The organism is Streptomyces sp. JLBG701, assembly GCF_058544905.1.
Genome location: NZ_CM178588.1, coordinates 9,376,583 through 9,395,089 on the forward strand (window position 1 = coordinate 9,376,583; position 18,507 = coordinate 9,395,089).

16 protein-coding genes are annotated in these 18,507 nt (G+C 70.3%); 8 read left to right on the top strand and 8 right to left on the bottom strand.

What is annotated here, in order from left to right; genetic code table 11:
• The first annotated feature begins 43 nt into the window (after positions 1-43).
• The gene (locus AC5DRG_RS42940) at positions 44-2,500 is read left to right on the top strand and encodes a hypothetical protein (RefSeq protein WP_491805276.1); all 2,457 of its coding nucleotides are present in this window, start codon (positions 44-46) and stop codon (positions 2,498-2,500) included.
• A 4-nt stretch (positions 2,501-2,504) separates the two neighbouring features.
• Here AC5DRG_RS42940 and AC5DRG_RS42945 read toward each other — a convergent pair whose 3' ends face one another.
• From AC5DRG_RS42945 to AC5DRG_RS42955, 3 genes are all read right to left on the bottom strand, one after another.
• Positions 2,505-3,341 (bottom strand): aldo/keto reductase, encoded by an 837-nt coding sequence (locus AC5DRG_RS42945; RefSeq protein WP_491805277.1) that lies wholly within the window; start codon positions 3,339-3,341, stop codon positions 2,505-2,507.
• 120 nt (positions 3,342-3,461) lie between these two features.
• Positions 3,462-5,288, bottom strand: coding sequence for an AMP-dependent synthetase/ligase (locus AC5DRG_RS42950; RefSeq protein ID WP_491805278.1), 1,827 nt, complete (start codon positions 5,286-5,288; stop codon positions 3,462-3,464).
• A 243-nt stretch (positions 5,289-5,531) separates the two neighbouring features.
• Complete coding sequence (locus AC5DRG_RS42955) at positions 5,532-7,172, bottom strand: MFS transporter (protein WP_491813312.1); 1,641 nt, start codon at positions 7,170-7,172, stop codon at positions 5,532-5,534.
• Between AC5DRG_RS42955 and AC5DRG_RS42960 the strand changes: the two genes are divergently transcribed.
• A complete protein-coding gene (locus tag AC5DRG_RS42960; RefSeq protein ID WP_491805279.1) occupies positions 7,171-8,151 on the top strand; it encodes an Lrp/AsnC family transcriptional regulator in 981 nt (326 codons plus the stop codon). The two genes, AC5DRG_RS42955 and AC5DRG_RS42960, sit on opposite strands and share 2 nt — an antisense overlap.
• Here AC5DRG_RS42960 and AC5DRG_RS42965 read toward each other — a convergent pair.
• Positions 8,148-9,011: a LysR substrate-binding domain-containing protein gene (locus tag AC5DRG_RS42965; protein ID WP_491805280.1), complete on the bottom strand. Its 864-nt coding sequence runs from the start codon at positions 9,009-9,011 to the stop codon at positions 8,148-8,150. The genes AC5DRG_RS42960 and AC5DRG_RS42965 overlap by 4 nt on opposite strands.
• A 192-nt stretch (positions 9,012-9,203) precedes the next feature.
• Between AC5DRG_RS42965 and AC5DRG_RS42970 the strand changes: the two genes are divergently transcribed.
• Complete coding sequence (locus AC5DRG_RS42970; RefSeq protein WP_491813313.1) at positions 9,204-10,226, top strand: bile acid:sodium symporter family protein; 1,023 nt, start codon at positions 9,204-9,206, stop codon at positions 10,224-10,226.
• Here the strand turns inward: AC5DRG_RS42970 and AC5DRG_RS42975 are convergent.
• The 4 genes from AC5DRG_RS42975 to fdhD all read right to left on the bottom strand — a co-directional run bounded on the left by AC5DRG_RS42975 (position 10,162) and on the right by fdhD (position 13,543).
• Entirely contained in the window at positions 10,162-11,391 is a 1,230-nt protein-coding gene (locus AC5DRG_RS42975; RefSeq protein WP_491805281.1) for a DUF5005 domain-containing protein, read from the bottom strand. The two genes, AC5DRG_RS42970 and AC5DRG_RS42975, sit on opposite strands and share 65 nt — an antisense overlap.
• Positions 11,392-11,469: 78 nt before the next feature.
• A complete protein-coding gene (locus AC5DRG_RS42980; protein ID WP_491805282.1) occupies positions 11,470-12,258 on the bottom strand; it encodes a collagen-like triple helix repeat-containing protein in 789 nt (262 codons plus the stop codon).
• Positions 12,255-12,527 (bottom strand): hypothetical protein, encoded by a 273-nt coding sequence (locus AC5DRG_RS42985; RefSeq protein WP_491805283.1) that lies wholly within the window; start codon positions 12,525-12,527, stop codon positions 12,255-12,257. Before AC5DRG_RS42985 ends, AC5DRG_RS42980 begins: the two co-directional genes overlap by 4 nt.
• A gap of 167 nt (positions 12,528-12,694) precedes the next feature.
• Positions 12,695-13,543, bottom strand: a complete 849-nt coding sequence (fdhD, locus tag AC5DRG_RS42990) for a formate dehydrogenase accessory sulfurtransferase FdhD (RefSeq protein WP_491805284.1) — start codon at positions 13,541-13,543, stop codon at positions 12,695-12,697.
• 264 nt (positions 13,544-13,807) lie between these two features.
• Between fdhD and AC5DRG_RS42995 the strand changes: the two genes are divergently transcribed.
• The 5 genes from AC5DRG_RS42995 to AC5DRG_RS43015 all read left to right on the top strand — a co-directional run bounded on the left by AC5DRG_RS42995 (position 13,808) and on the right by AC5DRG_RS43015 (position 18,488).
• The gene (locus AC5DRG_RS42995) at positions 13,808-15,142 is read left to right on the top strand and encodes an OFA family MFS transporter (protein ID WP_491805285.1); all 1,335 of its coding nucleotides are present in this window, start codon (positions 13,808-13,810) and stop codon (positions 15,140-15,142) included.
• Entirely contained in the window at positions 15,111-15,245 is a 135-nt protein-coding gene (locus AC5DRG_RS43000; RefSeq protein ID WP_491805286.1) for an MFS transporter small subunit, read from the top strand. Before AC5DRG_RS42995 ends, AC5DRG_RS43000 begins: the two co-directional genes overlap by 32 nt.
• A gap of 159 nt (positions 15,246-15,404) precedes the next feature.
• A complete protein-coding gene (locus AC5DRG_RS43005; RefSeq protein WP_491805287.1) occupies positions 15,405-16,343 on the top strand; it encodes a beta-ketoacyl-ACP synthase III in 939 nt (312 codons plus the stop codon).
• A gap of 136 nt (positions 16,344-16,479) precedes the next feature.
• A complete protein-coding gene (locus AC5DRG_RS43010; RefSeq protein WP_491805288.1) occupies positions 16,480-17,157 on the top strand; it encodes a GntR family transcriptional regulator in 678 nt (225 codons plus the stop codon).
• Positions 17,158-17,306: 149 nt separating this feature from the next.
• On the top strand, positions 17,307-18,488 hold the full coding sequence (locus tag AC5DRG_RS43015; protein WP_491805289.1) for an ROK family transcriptional regulator: 1,182 nt from the start codon (positions 17,307-17,309) through the stop codon (positions 18,486-18,488).
• Positions 18,489-18,507 lie beyond the last annotated feature (19 nt).

Here is an 18,507-nt window from a genome sequence, read left to right on the forward strand (position 1 = left end):
CCGTCATCCTGGAGCTGTTTCGTTCGGGGGAACGGGGGCGGTCATGGGTGGCCGTTATGTCAACAGAAGCGCCGACGGCTGGACCGAGTTGCGGGTTCACGGGGTGTCGGGCACATCACCGGAGTCCGAGCTCGGGCATCCCTTGGTGGAGCGGGTGGCGGGGGACGGGCTGGCGGGTTTCTACCGCCGGGTCTGGCAATCCGGGTACAAGGTGGATGACCGGCCGGGGTTCCGCCGCGAGGGCTACGCGTGGGGCAGGCTCACCTCGGGGGACAACTCGCGTGCGCTGTGGCTGCTTCTGCTGCCCTTCATGTTCCTGAACATGGCGTTCTACATGGATCCGGGACACAAACTCGACAAGGACGGCCACAGCGACACCGTGCGCTCCAGGACCGCGATCCAGCGGCTGCTGGCACTCTCCCTCACGGGGACCTACGTCCTGGCCGCGACTTCGGTGTCGATGGACCTGGTGGGCTGGCAGTGTGGCCGGGACGATGAGTTCGCCTGCCGCGACGGAGTGATCTGGCTGAACTGGCTGGACTACAGCTGGCTCGACTCGACGGGACGTCATCTCGCCGTGGCGGCGCTCGTCCCGCTCGCGCTGATCGGTCTGCTGTGGTGGCTGGGCAACAAGACCTGGTCGAGGTTCGAGGCCCAGAAGGTGGAGCAGGTCGAGGGTGGCGGAGACGTCCGGACCCTTCTTGAGGACCGGCAGTTGTGGAACGGGCGAGGCTCGGTGCGCGAGCTGCGTGCCCTTCATGTGACGGCTGCCCTCGCACTCGTGGGGGTGCTGCTGCTCGTGCCACTGCTGCCTGACGGGGATGTCACCGAGCTGATGAGCGGTGACGCTCTGGCCGCCTACGTGCGCGATGCGCTGCTGATCGTCCTGCTTCTGGTGCTCGTGGCGGTCGTGGTGTGCGTGGGTTTCCCCGGGGTGGCGAAGCGCGAACGCCCCAAGACCAGTGACGAACCGCTTCCCCGTTACCGCGACGGCTACTGGTTGCTGCCGTGGGGCGGCGCGCTGCTCGTCGCGGGCGCGGCGGCGGTGGCCTGCTGGGGAGCGGCGAACGACCACGGCACGCCCGTCCCCGGCGAACTGCCCTGGCAGGTCGGGCTGACGAGGTGGCTGCTCATCGGACAGGGTGCACTTCTGGTGCTCCTGGCCGCCTCCCTCCTCGTAGGACGGAAGGCCGCTCTGCGGCAGTTGGACACCCGTGCTCCCTTGCCCCACCCGGCCTTTGGCGGGGTGGCGGCGGCTGGTGTCGCGCTGCTCGGTACCGTGCTGGCGACGGCCCTCGCGGCGGGAGTGACGCTCAGGGTGGCCGAGATGCTGGGCGCGCCGACCGTGCCGGGGCGCGCGACGGGTGACCAACGGCCGCTGGTGGTACCGACCGAGTACTTCTGGGCGGCCACGGGCGCACTCGCGTTCGTCGCGGTGGCGCTCGTCGTCGTGGTGGTCGCCTGGTGGGGGATCCGCCGGACCCGCGGTCACTTCGAGGAACTCGTCGGGCGGCACTACCATCAGGGCGCGGTCGGTCCGGACACGCCGAAGGAGCGGAGCAGGCGCATCGCGGGCGCCTGGGCGCAGGCCCAGGGCATCGACCGGGCCGCCCGCGGCGCGCTCGGCGCTCTGCTCGTGGCGGCCGCGGTGATCGCGGCGCTGTGCGTGACCCTGCACCTCGTCTTCGGTACCCGGCTCGTCGAGGAGGGACCGGGCTGGCTGACCACTGTCGCCAACCTCGTCCTCACCGGCCTGGTCGCGGCCCTGCTGTGGGCGGGACGCCAGGCCTACCGGCAGGAGGCCTTCCGTCGCACGGTCGGCATCCTCTGGGACATCGGCACCTTCTGGCCGCGCGCCACGCACCCCTTCGCCCCGCCGTGCTATGCCGAGCGCACCATCCCCGACCTGTTGGTTCGCCTGGAGTACCTGACCGGCTCAGCGTCCCCGACGCTGCCCGTGGACCGAGGCCACGTCATCCTGTCCTGCCACTCGCAGGGCTCAGTCATCGGCACCGCGGTCCTGATGCAGGCCAGGACGACGGCGAGCGAGCGGACCAATTTCCTCACGTACGGGAATCCGGTGACGCGGCTGTATCTGCGGTTCTTCCCGGCGTACTTCAACGCACGCGCGCTGGACCGGCTCGGGGAGATCCTCGTGGACGGGAGCGAAAAGAAGCCGACGGTCCGCTGGCACAACCTGTACCGCCTCAGCGACCCGATCGGCGGCTGGGCCCTGGACGAAGTAGACGTACAACCGCCGCACTCGCAACTCGCCGTCGTCGACGAGCTGTTGCTCGACCCCGAGTTCTTCGGGAAGCAGGACGGCGACACCTGCTACCAGGCCCCGATGGGCCACTCGAACTACTTCGCGGACTGTGCCTTCGACCGCTGTGTGGACGCCTGGGTGGGCAACGCCTGCGCGCCGGTCATTCCGCAGCGGACGGCAGACGTGGTCGCCCCGGCAGACGTGGTCGCCCGGCCGGACGACCACGCCAGGTAACCCGTCAGCCCATCTCGAACGTCGCCGGGTCGGGACCGAGCCGCCGGTCCTCGTTCAGCGCGCTGATCGCCGCGAGGTCCTCGACGTCCAGGCTGAAGTCGAAGACCTCGATGTTCTCCTTGATCCGCGACGGCGTCACGGACTTCGGGATCACGACGTTGCCGAGCTGGAGGTGCCAGCGCAGTACGACCTGGGCCGGGGTGCGGCCGTGCTTCTGGGCGATGGCCACGATCGCCGGGACCTCCAGGAGGCCCTTGCCGGAGCCGAGCGGCGACCAGGCCTCGGTGGCGATGCCCTGCTCCGCGTGGTACTCGCGGGCCGCGTGCTGCTGGAGGTGCGGGTGCAGCTCGATCTGGTTGACCGCCGGGATGACCGACGTCTCCGCGATCAGCCGCTCCAGGTGCTCCGGGTAGAAGTTGGAGACACCGATGGCACGGATCCGGCCGTCGGCGTGGAGCTTCTCGAACGCCTTGTACGTGTCGACGAAGTTGCCCGTGGCCGGCCTCGGCCAGTGGATCAGATACAGGTCCAGATACTCCAGACCGAGCTTCTCCATGGACGCGTCGAAAGCGCGCAGGGTGGAGTCGTACCCCTGGTCGCTGTTCCAGAGCTTGGTGGTGATGAAGAGGTCCTTGCGGGGGACGCCGGATGCGGCGACCGCCTTGCCGGTGCCCTCTTCGTTGCCGTAGATCGCCGCTGTGTCGATGCTGCGGTACCCGGCCTCCAGCGCGCTGGCGACGGCCCTCTCGGCCTCGTCGTCCGGCACCTGCCACACGCCGAAGCCCAGCTGGGGCATCTCGACGCCGTTGTTGAGGATGATCGGGGGGACCTTGCTACTCACGAGCTCTCGATCCTTCAGTCGTCGGGTGGTACTCCCCATCGTCAACGATCACCAGCCGCGATGCATTCCTGACGGCAGAATCGACCGGAAACCGGTTGTCGTGTGCTAGGCCCAGCAGGCCTAGGCCCGGTAGAGCGCCTCGACCTCGCCCGCGTACGCGTTCTCGATCGCCTTGCGCTTCAGCTTCAGCGACGGGGTCAGCAGGCCGTGCTCCTCGGTGAACGGCTGGGCCAGGATCCGGAACGTACGGATCGATTCGGCTTGTGAGACAAGGGTGTTGGCGGCCACGACCGCGCGCCGCACCTCCGTCTCCAGGTCCGCGTCGCGCACCAGCTCGGCCGCGGTCAGCTGCGGCTTGCCGCGCATCTGGAGCCAGTGCTCGACGGCCTCCTGGTCGAGGGTGACGAGGGCCGCGATGTACGGGCGGTCGTTGCCGACGGCGATGCACTGGGAGATCAGCGGATGGTCCCGCACCCGCTCTTCGAGCACGCCGGGCGAGACGCTCTTGCCGCCCGAGGTAACCAGGATCTCCTTCTTGCGGCCGGTGATGGTGAGGTAGCCGTCCTCGTCGAGGGAGCCGAGGTCGCCGGTGGCCAGCCAGCCGTCGTGCAGTGTCGCGTCGGTGGCCTTCTGGTTGTTGAGGTAGGCCTGGAAGACGTTGGGGCCGTGCAGCCAGATCTCGCCGTCGTCCGCGATGTGCACGGTCATGCCCGGGATGGGCAGGCCGACGGTGCCGTAGCGGGTGCGCTCGGGCGGGTTGGCGGTCGCGGCCGCCGTGGACTCGGTGAGGCCGTAACCCTCGTAGATGTGCACGCCCGCGCCCGCGAAGAACAGGCCGAGCCGCCGGTCCATCGCCGAGCCGCCCGACATGGCGTGCCGGACGCGGCCGCCCATCGCGGCCCGCACCTTGGAGTAGACGAGCTTCTCGAAGAGCTGGTGCTGCATGCGCAGGCCGGCCGACGGGCCGGGGCCGAGGCCCCAGGCCTTCGCCTCCATCGCGTCCGCGTACTTCACCGCGATGTCGACGGCCTTCTCGAAGGGCCCGGCCTTGCCCTCACGCTCCGCCTTGCGGCGGGCCGAGTTGAAGACCTTCTCGAAGATGTACGGCACCGCGAGGAAGAACGTCGGCTTGAACGCGGCCAGGTCGGGCAGCAGGGCCGCCGCGTGCAGCTGCGGCTGGTGGCCGAAGCGCACCCTGCCGCGGATCGCGGCGACCTGCACCATCCGCCCGAAGACGTGCGCGAGCGGCAGGAACAGCAGGGTCGCCGCCTCGTCGCCCTTCTTGGAGTGGAACACCGGCTCCCAGCGCTCGATGACCGTGTCCGCCTCGTACATGAAGTTGGCGTGCGTGATGACACAGCCCTTCGGGCGGCCTGTGGTGCCCGAGGTGTAGATGATCGTGGCGACCGACTCCGGGGTGACCGCGCGCCGGTGCCGGTGCACGACCTCGTCGTCGAGGTGCGCGCCCGCCTCGTACAGCTCCTGCACCGCGCCCGTGTCGAGCTGCCACAGTTCGTGGAGCTGGGGGAGGCGGTCGATGACGGTGGCGATCGTCATCGCGTGGTCCTCGTGCTCCACCATCGCCGCCGACACCTGTGCGTCGTGCAGCATCCAGAAGCACTGCTCGGCCGAGGAGGTGGGGTAGATCGGCACCACCTGGGCGCCGATCGTCCACAGCGCGAAGTCGAAGAGCGTCCACTCATAGCGGGTCCGGGACATGATGGCGACCCGGTCCCCGAAGCGGATTCCCCGGGCCAGCAGACCCTTGGCGAGGGCCAGCACCTCGTCCCGGAACTCGGCGGCGGTCACATCCCGCCACTCACCCGCCTCGTCCTTGCGGCCGAGCGCGATGTACAGGGGGTCCTCGTGGGCATGCTGGAAGACGACATCGGCCAGACCGCCCACCGGCGGTGCCAACGCCAACGGAGGGTTGGTGAACTCGCGCAAACCCCGCTCCCCGCTCCTGGTGACGCTCCGCGTACAGCGCCGTGAAAGCTACCCCACTGGAAGGTCGGGCGGGAGGGGGTGCGAAACCGAGCACTGCTCACAATTCGCACTGGTCGGCGGAGGAAAAAGCGCTTACATGGGGAAGGGTCGGACAGAAAGCCTTACGGCTGCGTAAGTTTCGCCACCGTAATCTCCACCGAATCTGTACGACGCGATCACGGGTGAGCGCCACCGCCGCAGGCCTCATTCCCGTGACGCTGTTGTCTCTACTGTCAGCGTCCGGGCGGCCGTTTCCGTCACACCCGGCTCCGTCGGGCGTACCGCCTTGACCAGCGCGAGGACGAGTGTGCCCCCGACCACGGCCACCAAACCCGCCGTCACTGCCGCCGTGTTGAGCCCCGAGGCGAACGCGGCCCGCAGGGTGTGCTCGGAGAAGGTGCCGCGCAGGGCCGCCGCCCCGCCGCCGGCCAGGGTGTGGGCCGCGTCGTGCGGCAGCGTGCCTTCCATACGGGACGTCAGCACCGTGCCGAACACGGCGATCCCGAGCGCATAGCCCAACTGCCGGAAGGTGTTGACCGCCCCGCCCGCCATCCCGGCCCGCTCCGGCTCCACCGCCGCCAGCGCGGCACCCGCGATACCGGGCGACACCAGGCCCGTACCCACACCGACCAGCACCAGACCCGGCACCAGGGTGGCGCCGGTCGAGCCCGCGTCGAGGACCGCCAGACAGAACTGCCCCGAGCCGATCAGCAGCAGCCCGCCCCCGATCGTGATCCGCGCCGGCACCCCGTGCAGCAGCCGTCCGCCGGCCGCGGCGACCACGAACGCGGCGACCGACAGCCACAGGAAGACGACACCGCCCTCCACCGGGCTCATCCCGAGCACCGTCTGCAGCCAGATCGACGTGTACGCCATCACCCCGAACGCCGCCGCGTTGAAGGCGAGCGCACCCGCCGTGACGGCCAGGAACGCAGGCTTGCGGAACAGCTTCGGGTCGAGCAGCGGATCGGAACTCCGCCGCTCCACCACGACGAAGCACCCCAGCGCCACGACCGCCGCCGTGAAGCAGACCAGCGTGCCGGTCTCGCCCCACCCGTGCGCCCCGGCCCGCACCGCCCCGTACGTGATCGCCCCGGCGAAGCCCGCGAACGTCACCGTGCCCGCCCAGTCGATACGGCGTTCACGCGGGCCACGCGACTCCGGTACCACCCGCAGGGTCAGCCACACCGCGACGACGCTCACCGGGACGTTGACGTAGAAGATCCACCGCCAGCCGGGCCCGTCGGTGAGCACCCCGCCAAGCACCGGCCCGACCGCGGCCGCCGCCCCGCTGATCGCGCCCCACACCCCGAGTGCCACCGACCGCTGCCGTCCCTGGTAGACCGAGCCCAGCAGCGGCAGGGTGGTCGCGAACATCGCCGCCGCGCCCACGCCCTGCAAGCCGCGTGCGGCGACCAGCATCCCCGGCCCCGACGCGAGCCCGCACAGCGCCGACGCCAACGCGAACAGCACGATGCCCACCACATGCACCCGCCGCCGCCCCAACACGTCGGCCGCCGCCCCCACCCCGAGCAGCAGCGCGGCCAGCGCCAGCGCGTACCCGTCCATCACCCACTGCAGATCGCTCAGCGAGGCGTGCAGTCCCCGCGCCATGTCCGGCAGCGCGACGATCGCGATCGTCACGTCCAGCAGCAACATGAACGTGCCCAGACACACCGCTGTGAGCGGCCCCCATGTACGCATGAATGTCCTCGACTTCCCTGTGAGTTCGGGTGTCTCCGTTGTCTCCGTTGACCCCGTTGTCTCCGTACGATGGGCAGCGCGCGGCCGATCACAGTGGTATTCGGCGGCCAAGCGCCGAAATCCGATGGGAGCGGGCCCGATGGAGATGGAATCCGACACGTTCGACGAGCTCGACCTGCGACTCGTGTCGGCCCTGGAGGTCGACGGCCGGGCCTCCTTCAGCCGTATCGGGGCGGTGCTCGGCGTCTCCGACCAGACGATCGCGCGCCGCTACCGCCGGCTGTGCGCCGAGGGCGGGCTGCGGGTCGTCGCGATGTGTGACGGCCATCGCCTCGGCCAGGACCAGTGGATGCTGCGCGTGCGCTGCGCGCCCGACAGCTCCCTGGCCATCGCCGAAGCGCTCGCGAAGCGCCCCGACACGTACTGGGTCGGCCTCGCCTCCGGAGGCACCGAGGTCCAGTGCCTGACCCGGCCGCGCAGCCCGGGAGACTACGACGACCTGTTGCTCGGCAAACTGCCACGCACCCCGAACGTGGTGGAGATCCGCGCGCACCAACTCCTCCACCGGTTCTACGGCGGTGTCAACGGCTGGGTCCGCAAGCTCGCCCTGCTCACGGCCGACCAGATCGCCGCCCTGAGCCCCGAGGCGCCGCCCGCGCCGGGACCGGCCCGGATCGACCCGGAGGACGAGCCGCTGCTCGCCGTGCTGCAACGGGACGGCCGCGCCACCTACCCCGAACTGCAGCGCGCCACCGGCCGCTCCGAGTCCGCGGTAAAGCGCCGCCTGACCGCACTGCTGGCCTCCGGCGCCCTCTACATCGACGTCGAGTACCGGCCGGAGATCTTCGGCTACCCCGTCGCCGCCGTCCTGTGGATCACCGCCGCCCCCGCCGCCCTCAACTCGGTCGGCGAAGCCCTGGCCGCCCACCCCGAGATCGCCCACGTCTCCGCGGCGGCAGGCCCCTCCAACATGGTCGCGACCGCGCTCGCCAGGAGCACGGCGGACCTGTACGCCTACTTGAGCGGACCCTTGGGCCAGTTGGAGGGCGTCCAGTACGTGGAGACGACGCCGTTCCTGCGCCGGGTCAAGCAGTTGACCTATCCGATGGTCACGCGCTAACGCCGGTGCAGCCGGTCCCCGCCCGCCAGGATCGCCGCCGCCAGCGCGTCGGCCGCGCCCTGTGCGGACGCCCGCCGGCGCCCGTGGACCAGCACGAAGTCGACCTCGCCCAGTTGCGGCAGGCCTGCCCGCTCCGGCATGCGGACCAGCCCGGGCGGTACCAGGCCGTGTGAGTGCGCCATCACTCCCAGCCCCGCCCTCGCCGCCGCGATCAGCCCGTTGAGGCTGCCGCTGGTGCAGGCGATCCGCCATGCCCGTCCCTGCCGCTCCAGTGCTTCCAGGGCGAGCGCACGCGTGATCCCCGGTGGTGGGAAGACGATGAGCGGCACCGGACGGTCGGGGTCCAGGCGGAGCCGCTCCGCTCCGATCCACACCAGCTCGTCGTGCCACACGAGTTCGCCGCGCGGATCCTCGGGGCGCCGCTTGGCCAGGACCAAGTCCAGTTTCCCGGCGGCGAGTTGCTCGTGCAACGTTCCCGACAGCTCGACGGTCAACTCCAGGTCGACCTCGGGATGGTCGTAGCGGAAGCGCTCCAGGATCTCCGGCAGCCGGGTCAGCACGAAGTCCTCCGACGCGCCGAAGCGCAGCCGCCCGCGCACCCGCGTGCCCGTGAAGAACGCCGTCGCCTGCTCCTGCACCGCCAGGATCCGGCGGGCGAAGCCCAGCATCGCCTCACCGTCCTCCGTCAGCTCCACGGAGTGCGTGTCCCGGGTGAACAGCTGCCGCCCGGTCACGTCCTCAAGCCGCCGCACATGCTGGCTCACGGTCGACTGGCGCAGCCCGAGCCGCCGGGCGGCCTGCGTGAAGCTCAACGTCTGGGACACCGCCAGGAACGTACGCAGATGCGAGGGGTCGTACACACTGCCACGCTACCTCGTTATCGCGGAACGTGATGACAGTCAGAGCGGTATGACGGATTCCCGATCACGCTCCGGAGGAGGACGATGGAGCGGGGAGCTCCCGGCCCCGAACCGCACAGACCGGCGCACACAACAGCGCACCCCCGACCGGAACAGTGGAGCACCGTGAAACGCCTGCAATGGCCGAGCTGGATGCCGGTCGACCCCTACATCCTGCTGCTGCTCGGGACGGTGGGCCTCGCGGCCCTGTTCCCGGCGAGCGGGACAGCGGCCGACGTCGCCTCCGGCGCCTCCACCGCGGCGATCGCCTTCCTCTTCTTCCTCTACGGCGCCCGGCTGTCGACGCGTGAAGCGGTGGACGGCCTCAAGCACTGGCGCCTCCATGTCACCGTCCTGGCCTGCACCTTCCTGGTCTTCCCGCTTCTGGGCATGGCCGCCCGAGGCCTCGTTCCGGTGTTCCTGACGGACCCCCTCTACCAGGGCCTGCTCTTCCTCACGCTCGTCCCGTCGACCATCCAGTCGTCGATCGCCTTCACCTCGATCGCCCGCGGCAACGTGCCCGCCGCGATCTGCGCCGGCTCCTTCTCGTCCCTGGCCGGCATCGTCCTCACCCCCCTGCTCGCGGCCGCGCTGCTCGGCTCCACCGGAGGCGGCTTCTCCGCCGACTCGCTCGTCAAGATCGTGCTGCAGCTCCTCGTGCCGTTCGTCGCCGGACAGCTGCTGCGCCGCTGGATCGGCGGCTTCATCGCCCGCCACAAGAAGGTCCTCGGGTACGTCGACCGCGGCTCGATCCTCCTGGTCGTCTACACGGCGTTCAGCGAGGGCATGGTGCAGGGCATCTGGCACCAGGTGAGCCCGCTCCGGCTGGGCGGCCTCCTCGTCGTCGAGGCCGTACTGCTCGCCGTGATGCTCGCCGTCACCTGGTACGGCGGCAAGGCGCTCCGCTTCAACCGCGAGGACCGCATCGCCATCCAGTTCGCCGGCTCGAAGAAGTCCCTCGCCTCCGGACTCCCCATGGCCAGCGTCCTGTTCGGCGCCCACGCCTCGCTCGCGGTGCTGCCGCTGATGCTCTTCCACCAGATGCAGCTCATGGTGTGCGCGGTGATCGCCAAACGCCGGGCAAACGACCCACTCGACGCGCACGAGGCGCTCAACTCGGCGACGCCAGCCGCAGATTCACGAACCGCGGTCGGTACAGGGACACGTTCCGGCTGACGTTCGCCGAAACCCCCGCCGTGTCCAGCCAGTTGACGTCGTAGCTCAGCACCAGCCGTCCATCACCGCTCAGCGCGGGATGCGCCTGCGGGTTGTACGCGGCGACCTGCCCCTGCGGCAGTGGCGGGGAGAGGTCCCTGGTCGGCCCGTGCCAGGGACCGGAGGGCGAGCAGGCCCAGTAGGAGGTCACCGCGGCCAGCCCCTTCACCCCGGCCGCCATGGTGAACAGCACATACGTCCCCCCGTCCCGCACCACCGAGAAGGCGCTGCCCACCCCCACCCGCCGCTCGTCCCCGAGCACCGCCCGCGGCCTGGCACCGGCGGCCCACGCGGACCCGTTCCAGTACTGCCAGGCGGCCGGCTCCCCGAGCCGGCCCTCCGGCACCCGCGCGACATACGCCGACGACGTCGCCCGGGAGACCGCCTGACCGTCGTCCCCGCCGAAGACGTACGTCCAGCCGCCCTCCTCGACCAGCGTCGTCCCGAACACGACCCGCCGGGAGGGATCCTGGACGAGGCTCTGGTCGTTGACCTTGACGACGGACTCGACGCGCAGGTCGGGCAGGGTGAGCGTGGCGACCTCGGTGGCGGTGGGCACGCCGTAGATCCACGGGTACGCGCCCGTCGCACGCGTCCACAGCAGCACTCGTACGACCTGCTCGGACGAACCGGGGGAGCGGGGCTCGACACGGGCCGCGACCGGCCAACGCCACTGGTTCGGGGCCGGGTCGGGGAAGAGAGGGGAGGGCAGCGTGGTCTGCAGGCGTCCCCCGTCCATGACCACGGCCGAGTTGCGCACCATGGGTGCCGTCGTGTCGCGCCAGGCGTAGGACTCGCCGACCGGGTTGGGCGGGCCGTGCACCTGGCCCAGGAAGGTGTCCGAGAACAGCCACAGCACCCGCCCGTCCGGCAGCCGCACCGAGTGGGTGCCGTCACCGCCGGTCCAGTCGTCGATACGGGTCGCGTCGTCGCCGTAGCGGGCGAACTCACCGGTGAGTTCGCCGTCGACCGCCCAGGACTTCACCGTACGGGCCGCACAGGCACCGTCGCCGTCCCGGTCGCCGTCCCCGGGAAGGGCGGTGAGCAGCACGGCCCCGAGAACCAGGACCAGCAGGAGTCCGAGCCCGGTTCCCGTCCGCTGCCGTGCACGTAGGTCGTCGGGCACGCCGGGGACGTTAGCGGGTGACGGTCACCGGCTCAACGCCCATACCCGGACAGGGACTTCTACGGGTGCTGCTATGGATCACGTCCGGCGAACGGGCGGGCGTCGCCGCAGAGGCGGGGGCAGGACCGGAAGTACGGCCGCGGGGCCCGGATTCGGCGCCGGGGCGGCACCGCCCGCTTTGCGGCACACGAGGGCGTCGGCATCGTAGGCGGGCGCCTGGAGGGTGTAACCGTCGGGACAGGCGGGCCCGGGATCGCCTTGGGCGCCGGGATCCCCCTTGTCTCCTTTCTCACCCTTGTCGCCCTTCGGGCCTGCCGCGCCCTGGTAGCCCTGACTGCCGTTGAAGCCGGCGGGGCCGGTGGCGCCGTCGACACCCGGGGGACCGGTGTCGCCGGGGGGACCGGAGGGCCCGGACGGTCCGGGGGAGCCCTCGGGCCCTTGCGGCCCTTCCGGGCCCGGTGGTCCCGAGGGCCCGGGTCCGCCGCTCTGACCGGGGGCGCCCTCCTCGCCCGGAGCGCCACCCGTGCCCGTGGCCCCGCGCTCACCCTTCTCGCCTCGTTCGCCGGGCAGCGCGGCGGGTACCCGGATCCGGTCGAACAGGTCGTCGATCGCGTCGGAGGGGTCGGGGGCGGCAGGGGTGCCACCGCTCGCCTCGACCTGGGCACGCAGATCGCGTACGTCCTCGGCGAGCGTGGACAGCGCTTTGCCCCGCCGGTCGGCCTCGGCACGCATCTGCTCCGCCCGGCGGTCACCGGCGTCGATGCGCGCCCACAGGATCACGGCGACACCGGCGAGCGCGACCAGCACGCAGACGAGGAAGACGCTGCGCCAGCGGGGTGCCAGCAGCCGCTCGAAACGTGACCTCACGACGCACCTCCCATCCGGTGGATGTCGAGTCGCAGCCGGGCGATCTCCGACTGGTCGGCCGCGTGCAGCGTGGACAACTCGGTGATACGCGTGTCGCGTTCGGCGACCTGGCGCTCCAAGCGATCGCGTTCGGCCTGGAGCTTCTCGGTCAGACTGGAGTAGCCGCTCAACGCGTTCTCCCCGCGCTTGCCCAAGTACGCCACGGCTGCCGCACCCAGCACGCCCGCACACGCGAGTAACGAGCCGAGCAGCGTGGTCCCGGCATCCAAGTGACTGCCTCCTACCGTTGAACTCGTTTGGAGCAACGAGCCACGTGCCAACGGGGTGTGCCGGGACCGCTGACTACACCTGATGGGGGGTCAGGGAGTTGTGGAGGTGACGTGGTTTTACCGCGAATGCCGGGACCAACCGTCGTACGGCGGATGGGTATTGAAGGTCAGCCCTGTGTGGCTGTGGCCTGCAGGGCGATGCGGTCTTGTCCCGCGTACACGTTCATGGAGGTGCCTCGTAGGAAGCCGATGAGGGTGAGTCCGGTTTCGGTGGCGAGGTCGACCGCGAGCGAGGAGGGGGCCGATACCGCTGCGAGGACGGGGATGCCTGCCATGACTGCTTTCTGTGCCAGCTCGAAGGAGGCGCGGCCGGAGACGAGGAGGATGGCGCGGGAGAGGGGCAGGTTGCCGTTTTGGAGTGCGCGGCCGACGAGTTTGTCGACGGCGTTGTGGCGGCCGACGTCCTCGCGTATGTCGAGCAACTCCCCGTCTTCGGTGAAGAGGGCGGCGGCGTGGAGGCCTCCGGTCCGGTCGAAGACCCGTTGTGCTGCGCGTAGCCGGTCGGGGAGGTCGGCGAGGAGTTCGGGGTTGATGTGGACCGGGGGAGTGTCGGAGATGGGCCAGTGGGTGGTGGTGCGGACGGCGTCGAGGCTTGCTTTGCCGCACAGGCCGCAGGAGGAGGTGGTGTAGACGTTGCGCTCCAGGGTGATGTCGGGGATCACGATCCCGGGCGTCGTTTTCACGTCGACGATGTTGTAGGTGTTGGAGCCGTCGGCGGTGGCGCCCGCGCAGTACACGATGTTCTGCAGGTCCTGCTGCTGGGCGAGCACGCCCTCGCTGACCAGGAACCCGGCGGCGAGTGCGAAGTCGTCGCCGGGTGTGCGCATGGTGATGGCGAGTGGTTTGCCGTTGAGGCGGATTTCCAGGGGTTCCTCGGCGACGAGTGTGTCGGGGCGGGTGGAGATGGCCCCGTCCCGGATGCGGAGCACCTTGCGTCGTTCCGTGACTCGTCCCATGTCCTGATCAGCCCCGGTTCTGTACGTGCTGGTGACCTTAACGATTTCATTGTCCTGTACGCGGAGAGTGAGGTTGCAGCCAGCTCTCCACGAAATGCTGTCGACGAAATATTGTCTACAGTGTGGGGTCGATTCGGCAAGGCGCCGGCAGGACATGGAGGCATCGGCCATTACGACCGTTCGTCGCGTCCCACATACCGTTCATCGCATACGGTCGACGCGCCGCCTTCTCAACTGCCCCGGTTCTTCCTACCGTTCGGGATCATGAGTCCCCCTGTCGCACCCCCGGGGTGGAGCCGCTGGCTCGTGCCCCCGGCCGCTCTCTCGGTCCACCTCTCCATCGGTCAGGCCTACGCCTGGTCCGTGTTCAAGCCGCCGCTTGAAGCCTCGCTCGGGCTCAGCGGCACGCAGAGCGCGCTGCCCTTCCAGCTCGCGATCGTCATGCTCGGTCTGTCCGCCGCGTTCGGTGGCACCCTCGTCGAGCGCAACGGTCCGCGCTGGGCGATGACCGTGTCGCTGATCTGCTTCTCGTCCGGCTTCCTGATCTCGGCGCTCGGTGCCGCGACCGAGCAGTACTGGCTGATCGTCCTCGGCTACGGCTTCGTCGGCGGCATCGGACTCGGCATCGGCTACATCTCGCCCGTGTCGACGCTGATCAAGTGGTTCCCGGACAGGCCCGGCATGGCCACCGGCATCGCGATCATGGGCTTCGGCGGCGGCGCGCTGATCGCCTCGCCGTGGTCGGCGCAGATGCTGGAGTCGTTCGGCTCCGACAGCTCCGGGATCGCGCTCGCCTTCCTCGTGCACGGGTTGTCGTATGCGGTATTCATGTCGCTCGGTGTGCTGCTGGTGCGGGTGCCGAGGAGCGAGAAGCCGGTCGCGAGCGCGCCGAGCGCCTTCGAGGGCGTGCAGGTGTCCGCGCGGAACGCCGTGCGGACCCCGCAGTTCTGGTGCCTGTGGGTCGTGCTCTGCATGAACGTGACCGCCGGCATCGGCATCCTGGAGAAGGCCGCTCCGATGATCACGGACTTCTTCGCGGAGACCTCCGCGACCGTCTCGGTGACGGCGGCGGCGGGATTCGTCGCCCTGCTCTCCGCGGCCAACATGGCGGGCCGTATCGGCTGGTCGTCGACCTCCGACCTGATCGGCCGCAAGAACATCTACCGCGTCTACCTGGGCGTCGGCGCACTGATGTACGCCTCGCTCGCGATGTTCGGTGACACGTCGAAACCCCTGTTCATCCTGTGCGCGCTGGTGATCCTGTCCTTCTACGGCGGCGGCTTCGCGACGATCCCGGCCTACCTGAAGGACCTCTTCGGGACCTACCAGGTCGGCGCGATCCACGGGCGGCTGCTCACCGCCTGGTCCACGGCCGGCGTCCTCGGACCGCTGATCGTGAACTGGATCGCCGACCGGCAGGAGGAGGCCGGCAAGCACGGCTCTTCCCTGTACGTCATGTCCTTCGTCATCATGATCGGGCTCCTCGTCGTCGGCTTCGTCGCCAACGAACTCGTACGGCCCGTGGACGCCCGCCACCACATCCCCGCCCCCAGGGAGGAGACCGTCGATGTCGAACGACAGCAGTCAGAGTCCGCCTGACCGGCGCCCGTTGATCGCCTTCGCCTGGCTGTGGGTGGGGGTGCCGCTCGCGTACGGGCTGTACGAGCTCGTACGGAAGGCGACACAGCTGTTCACAGGGTGACTGCTCGCGTGTTCACGGAGTGACTGTTCGGGCGTCCGAGCTCCTGATAGAAGCCGACAACCCGGACGGCCGAATCCTGTGGCATCACTTGCCGTCGTACTCGCGAGTCACTGATGAGACTGGTGGATCCCGCTACCCAAGGCACCGAGGGGACCACCCATGAACGGCTCGCGCATCGCCGCCGTCGGCCACTACCAGCCCGCCAAGGTACTCACCAACGAGGACCTGGCGGGCATGGTCGACACCAGCGACGAGTGGATCACCTCCCGGGTGGGCATCCGGACGCGCCACATCGCAGGGCCCGACGAGCCGGTCGACGAGCTCGCCGCGCACGCCGCCGCCAAGGCGCTCGCGGCGGCCGGCCTGAGCCCTGGCGACATCGACCTGGTGCTGGTCGCCACGTCCACCGCCGTCGACCGCTCACCGAACATGGCCGCGCGGGTCGCGGCCAGGCTCGGCATCCCCTCGCCCGCCGCCATGGACGTCAACGTGGTGTGCGCCGGATTCACCCACGCGCTGGCCACGGCCGACCACGCGGTGCGGGCGGGTGCGGCGGTACGGGCCCTGGTCATCGGAGCCGACAAGATGTCCGACGTGGCGGACTGGACCGACCGCACCACCTGTGTCCTCGTCGGCGACGGGGCCGGAGCCGCCGTGGTGGAGGCCTCGGACGAGCCCGGGATCTCGCCCGTGCTGTGGGGTTCGGTGCCCGAGATGGGGAACGCGGTGCGCATCGAGGGCCAGCCCGCGCGCTTCGCGCAGGAAGGGCAGAGCGTCTACCGCTGGGCCACCACGCAGCTTCCGCCCATCGCCCGCAAGGCGTGCGAGAAGGCCGGGCTCGCGCCCGCGGACCTCGCCGCGGTCGTGCTCCACCAGGCCAACCTGCGCATCATCGAGCCCCTCGCCGAGAAGATCGGCGCGGTGAACGCGGTCGTGGCCCGGGACGTATCCGAATCCGGCAACACCTCCGCCGCCAGCATCCCGCTCGCCTTCTCCAAGCTCGTCGAACAGGGCGAGATCTCCACCGGGGACCCGGTCCTGCTGTTCGGCTTCGGCGGAAACCTCTCCTACGCGGGTCAGGTCGTCCGGTGCCCGTGAGCTGCGACGCGGTGTGGGTGTGACGAGGTCAACTCCCCGTCCCCCTGGCCCTGTTGCGCCGTAGACTGTAGACGAAAGACAATTGATACTGGCTCTACGGCTGCTGTGCACGGCCCTGCCGAGGAGGGTGACCGCGATGTTGTCGACGGGACTGCCGCAGGGGGCGGTGCCCAGGCTGGAACGCCCGGGCCCGCTGCGCGACCGCGTCTACGAGGCGCTGCTCGAACTCATCACCACGCGCGCGCTGCAGCCCGGCCAGCACCTGGTCGAGAGCGAACTCGCCGGCCATCTCGGTGTGTCGCGCCAGCCGGTGCGCGAAGCGCTGCAGCGGCTCAACACCGAGGGCTGGGTCGATCTGCGGCCCGCCCAGGGCGCGTTCGTGCACGAGCCGACCGTGGCGGAGGCCGACCAACTCCTCACCGTACGCACGCTGTTGGAGGCCGAGGCGGCCCGGCTCGCCGCCGCCAACGCGGGCAGCGCCGGCATCGCCGCGCTGGAGGAGCTGTGCGGGGAGGGGGAGCGGGCCGTCGCCGCCGACGACGTGGACCGGGCCGTCGCCATGAACGCCCGCTTCCACGCGACGGTCATGGAGCTCGCGGGCAACGCCGTGCTCGCCGAGCTCGCGGCGCAGGTCGACCGGCGGGTGCGCTGGTACTACACCCCGATAGCCCGGCAGCGCGGAGAGCAGTCCTGGATCGAACACCGCGGTCTGATCGCGGCGATCGCGGACCGGGACGAGACGCTGGCCACGCGGCTGATGCGCGAGCACACCGAGCACACGCGGCGGTCGTACCACGAGCGGGTGACCTCCTGAGCGTCGGGTTCCTTCTTTGTCCTGAGAGTGGAGAAAGTTCGCGGCAATTCGCGCACAGCTTCTTCCCAGGTTCGGCGCCCGCTGCTACGTTCCCCTCGAAAGACCGGCAACCGGTGGCCGATTGAGGCGGGGAGGGGCTCGTGAGACGTATGACGGCACGACCCGCGAACGCCCACCAGGCCCGGCTGCTCAGGCTGTTGCGCGACGGGGGTCCCAACTCCCGGGCGCAGCTGGGCGATCAGATCGACCTCTCCCGCTCCAAGCTGGCCGTGGAGGTGGACCGGCTCCTGGACACGGGCCTCGTCGTGGCCGACGGACTCGCCGCCTCGCGCGGCGGCCGACGCTCCCACAACATCCGGCTCGCGCCCGGCCTGCGCTTCCTCGGCGTCGACATCGGCGCGACCTCGATCGACGTCGCCGTCACCAACCCGGAGCTGGAGGTATTGGGGCACCTCAACCAGCCCATGGACGTACGCGAGGGCCCGGTCGCGGTCTTCGAGCAAGTCCTGTCCATGGCGGCGAAGTTGAGAGCCGGCGGGCTCGCGGAGGGATTCGACGGCGCCGGCATCGGCGTCCCGGGTCCGGTCCGCTTCCCCGAGGGCGTCCCGGTCGCACCCCCGATCATGCCGGGCTGGGACGGCTTCCCGGTCAGGGAGGCGCTCAGCCAGGAACTCGGGTGCCCGGTCATGGTCGACAACGACGTGAACCTGATGGCGATGGGGGAGCAGCACGCGGGCGTCGCCCGCTCCGTGGGCGACTTCCTCTGTGTCAAGATCGGCACCGGTATCGGCTGCGGCATCGTCGTCGGCGGTGAGGTCTACCGCGGTACGACGGGCAGCGCGGGCGACATCGGGCACATCCAGGCCGTACCCGACGGACGCCCGTGCGCCTGCGGCAACCGGGGCTGCCTGGAAGCCCACTTCAGCGGCGCGGCCCTCGCCCGCGACGCGCTGGACGCGGCCCGACAGGGTCTCTCGGTGGAACTCGCGACCCGGCTGGAGGCGAACGGCACGCTCAGCGCCGTCGACGTCGCCGCCGCGGCCGCCGCGGGCGACGCCACCTCTCTCGACCTGATCCGCGAGGGCGGCGACCGTGTCGGCCAGGTCATCGCCGGACTCGTCTCCTTCTTCAACCCCGGCCTGGTGGTGATCGGCGGCGGGGTGACCGGCCTCGGCCACACCCTGCTCGCCGCGATCCGCACCCAGGTCTACCGCCAGTCCCTGCCGCTCGCCACCGGCAACCTGCCCATCGTCCTGGGCGAGTTGGGCCAGAACGCCGGCGTCACCGGCGCGGCCCGGCTCATCAGCGACCACCTGTTCTCACCCGCGTAACGACACCTCGCACAGCAAC

Coding starts and splice junctions, on each gene's coding strand:
- AC5DRG_RS42940 (WP_491805276.1), top strand. CDS start 44: ATGGGTGGCCGTTATGTCAACAGAAGCGCCGACGGCTGGACCGAGTTG.
- AC5DRG_RS42960 (WP_491805279.1), top strand. CDS start 7,171: ATGGAGATGGAATCCGACACGTTCGACGAGCTCGACCTGCGACTCGTG.
- AC5DRG_RS42970 (WP_491813313.1), top strand. CDS start 9,204: ATGCCGGTCGACCCCTACATCCTGCTGCTGCTCGGGACGGTGGGCCTC.
- fdhD (WP_491805284.1), bottom strand. CDS start 13,543: ATGGGACGAGTCACGGAACGACGCAAGGTGCTCCGCATCCGGGACGGG.
- AC5DRG_RS42995 (WP_491805285.1), top strand. CDS start 13,808: ATGAGTCCCCCTGTCGCACCCCCGGGGTGGAGCCGCTGGCTCGTGCCC.
- AC5DRG_RS43000 (WP_491805286.1), top strand. CDS start 15,111: ATGTCGAACGACAGCAGTCAGAGTCCGCCTGACCGGCGCCCGTTGATC.
- AC5DRG_RS43005 (WP_491805287.1), top strand. CDS start 15,405: ATGAACGGCTCGCGCATCGCCGCCGTCGGCCACTACCAGCCCGCCAAG.
- AC5DRG_RS43010 (WP_491805288.1), top strand. CDS start 16,480: ATGTTGTCGACGGGACTGCCGCAGGGGGCGGTGCCCAGGCTGGAACGC.
- AC5DRG_RS43015 (WP_491805289.1), top strand. CDS start 17,307: ATGACGGCACGACCCGCGAACGCCCACCAGGCCCGGCTGCTCAGGCTG.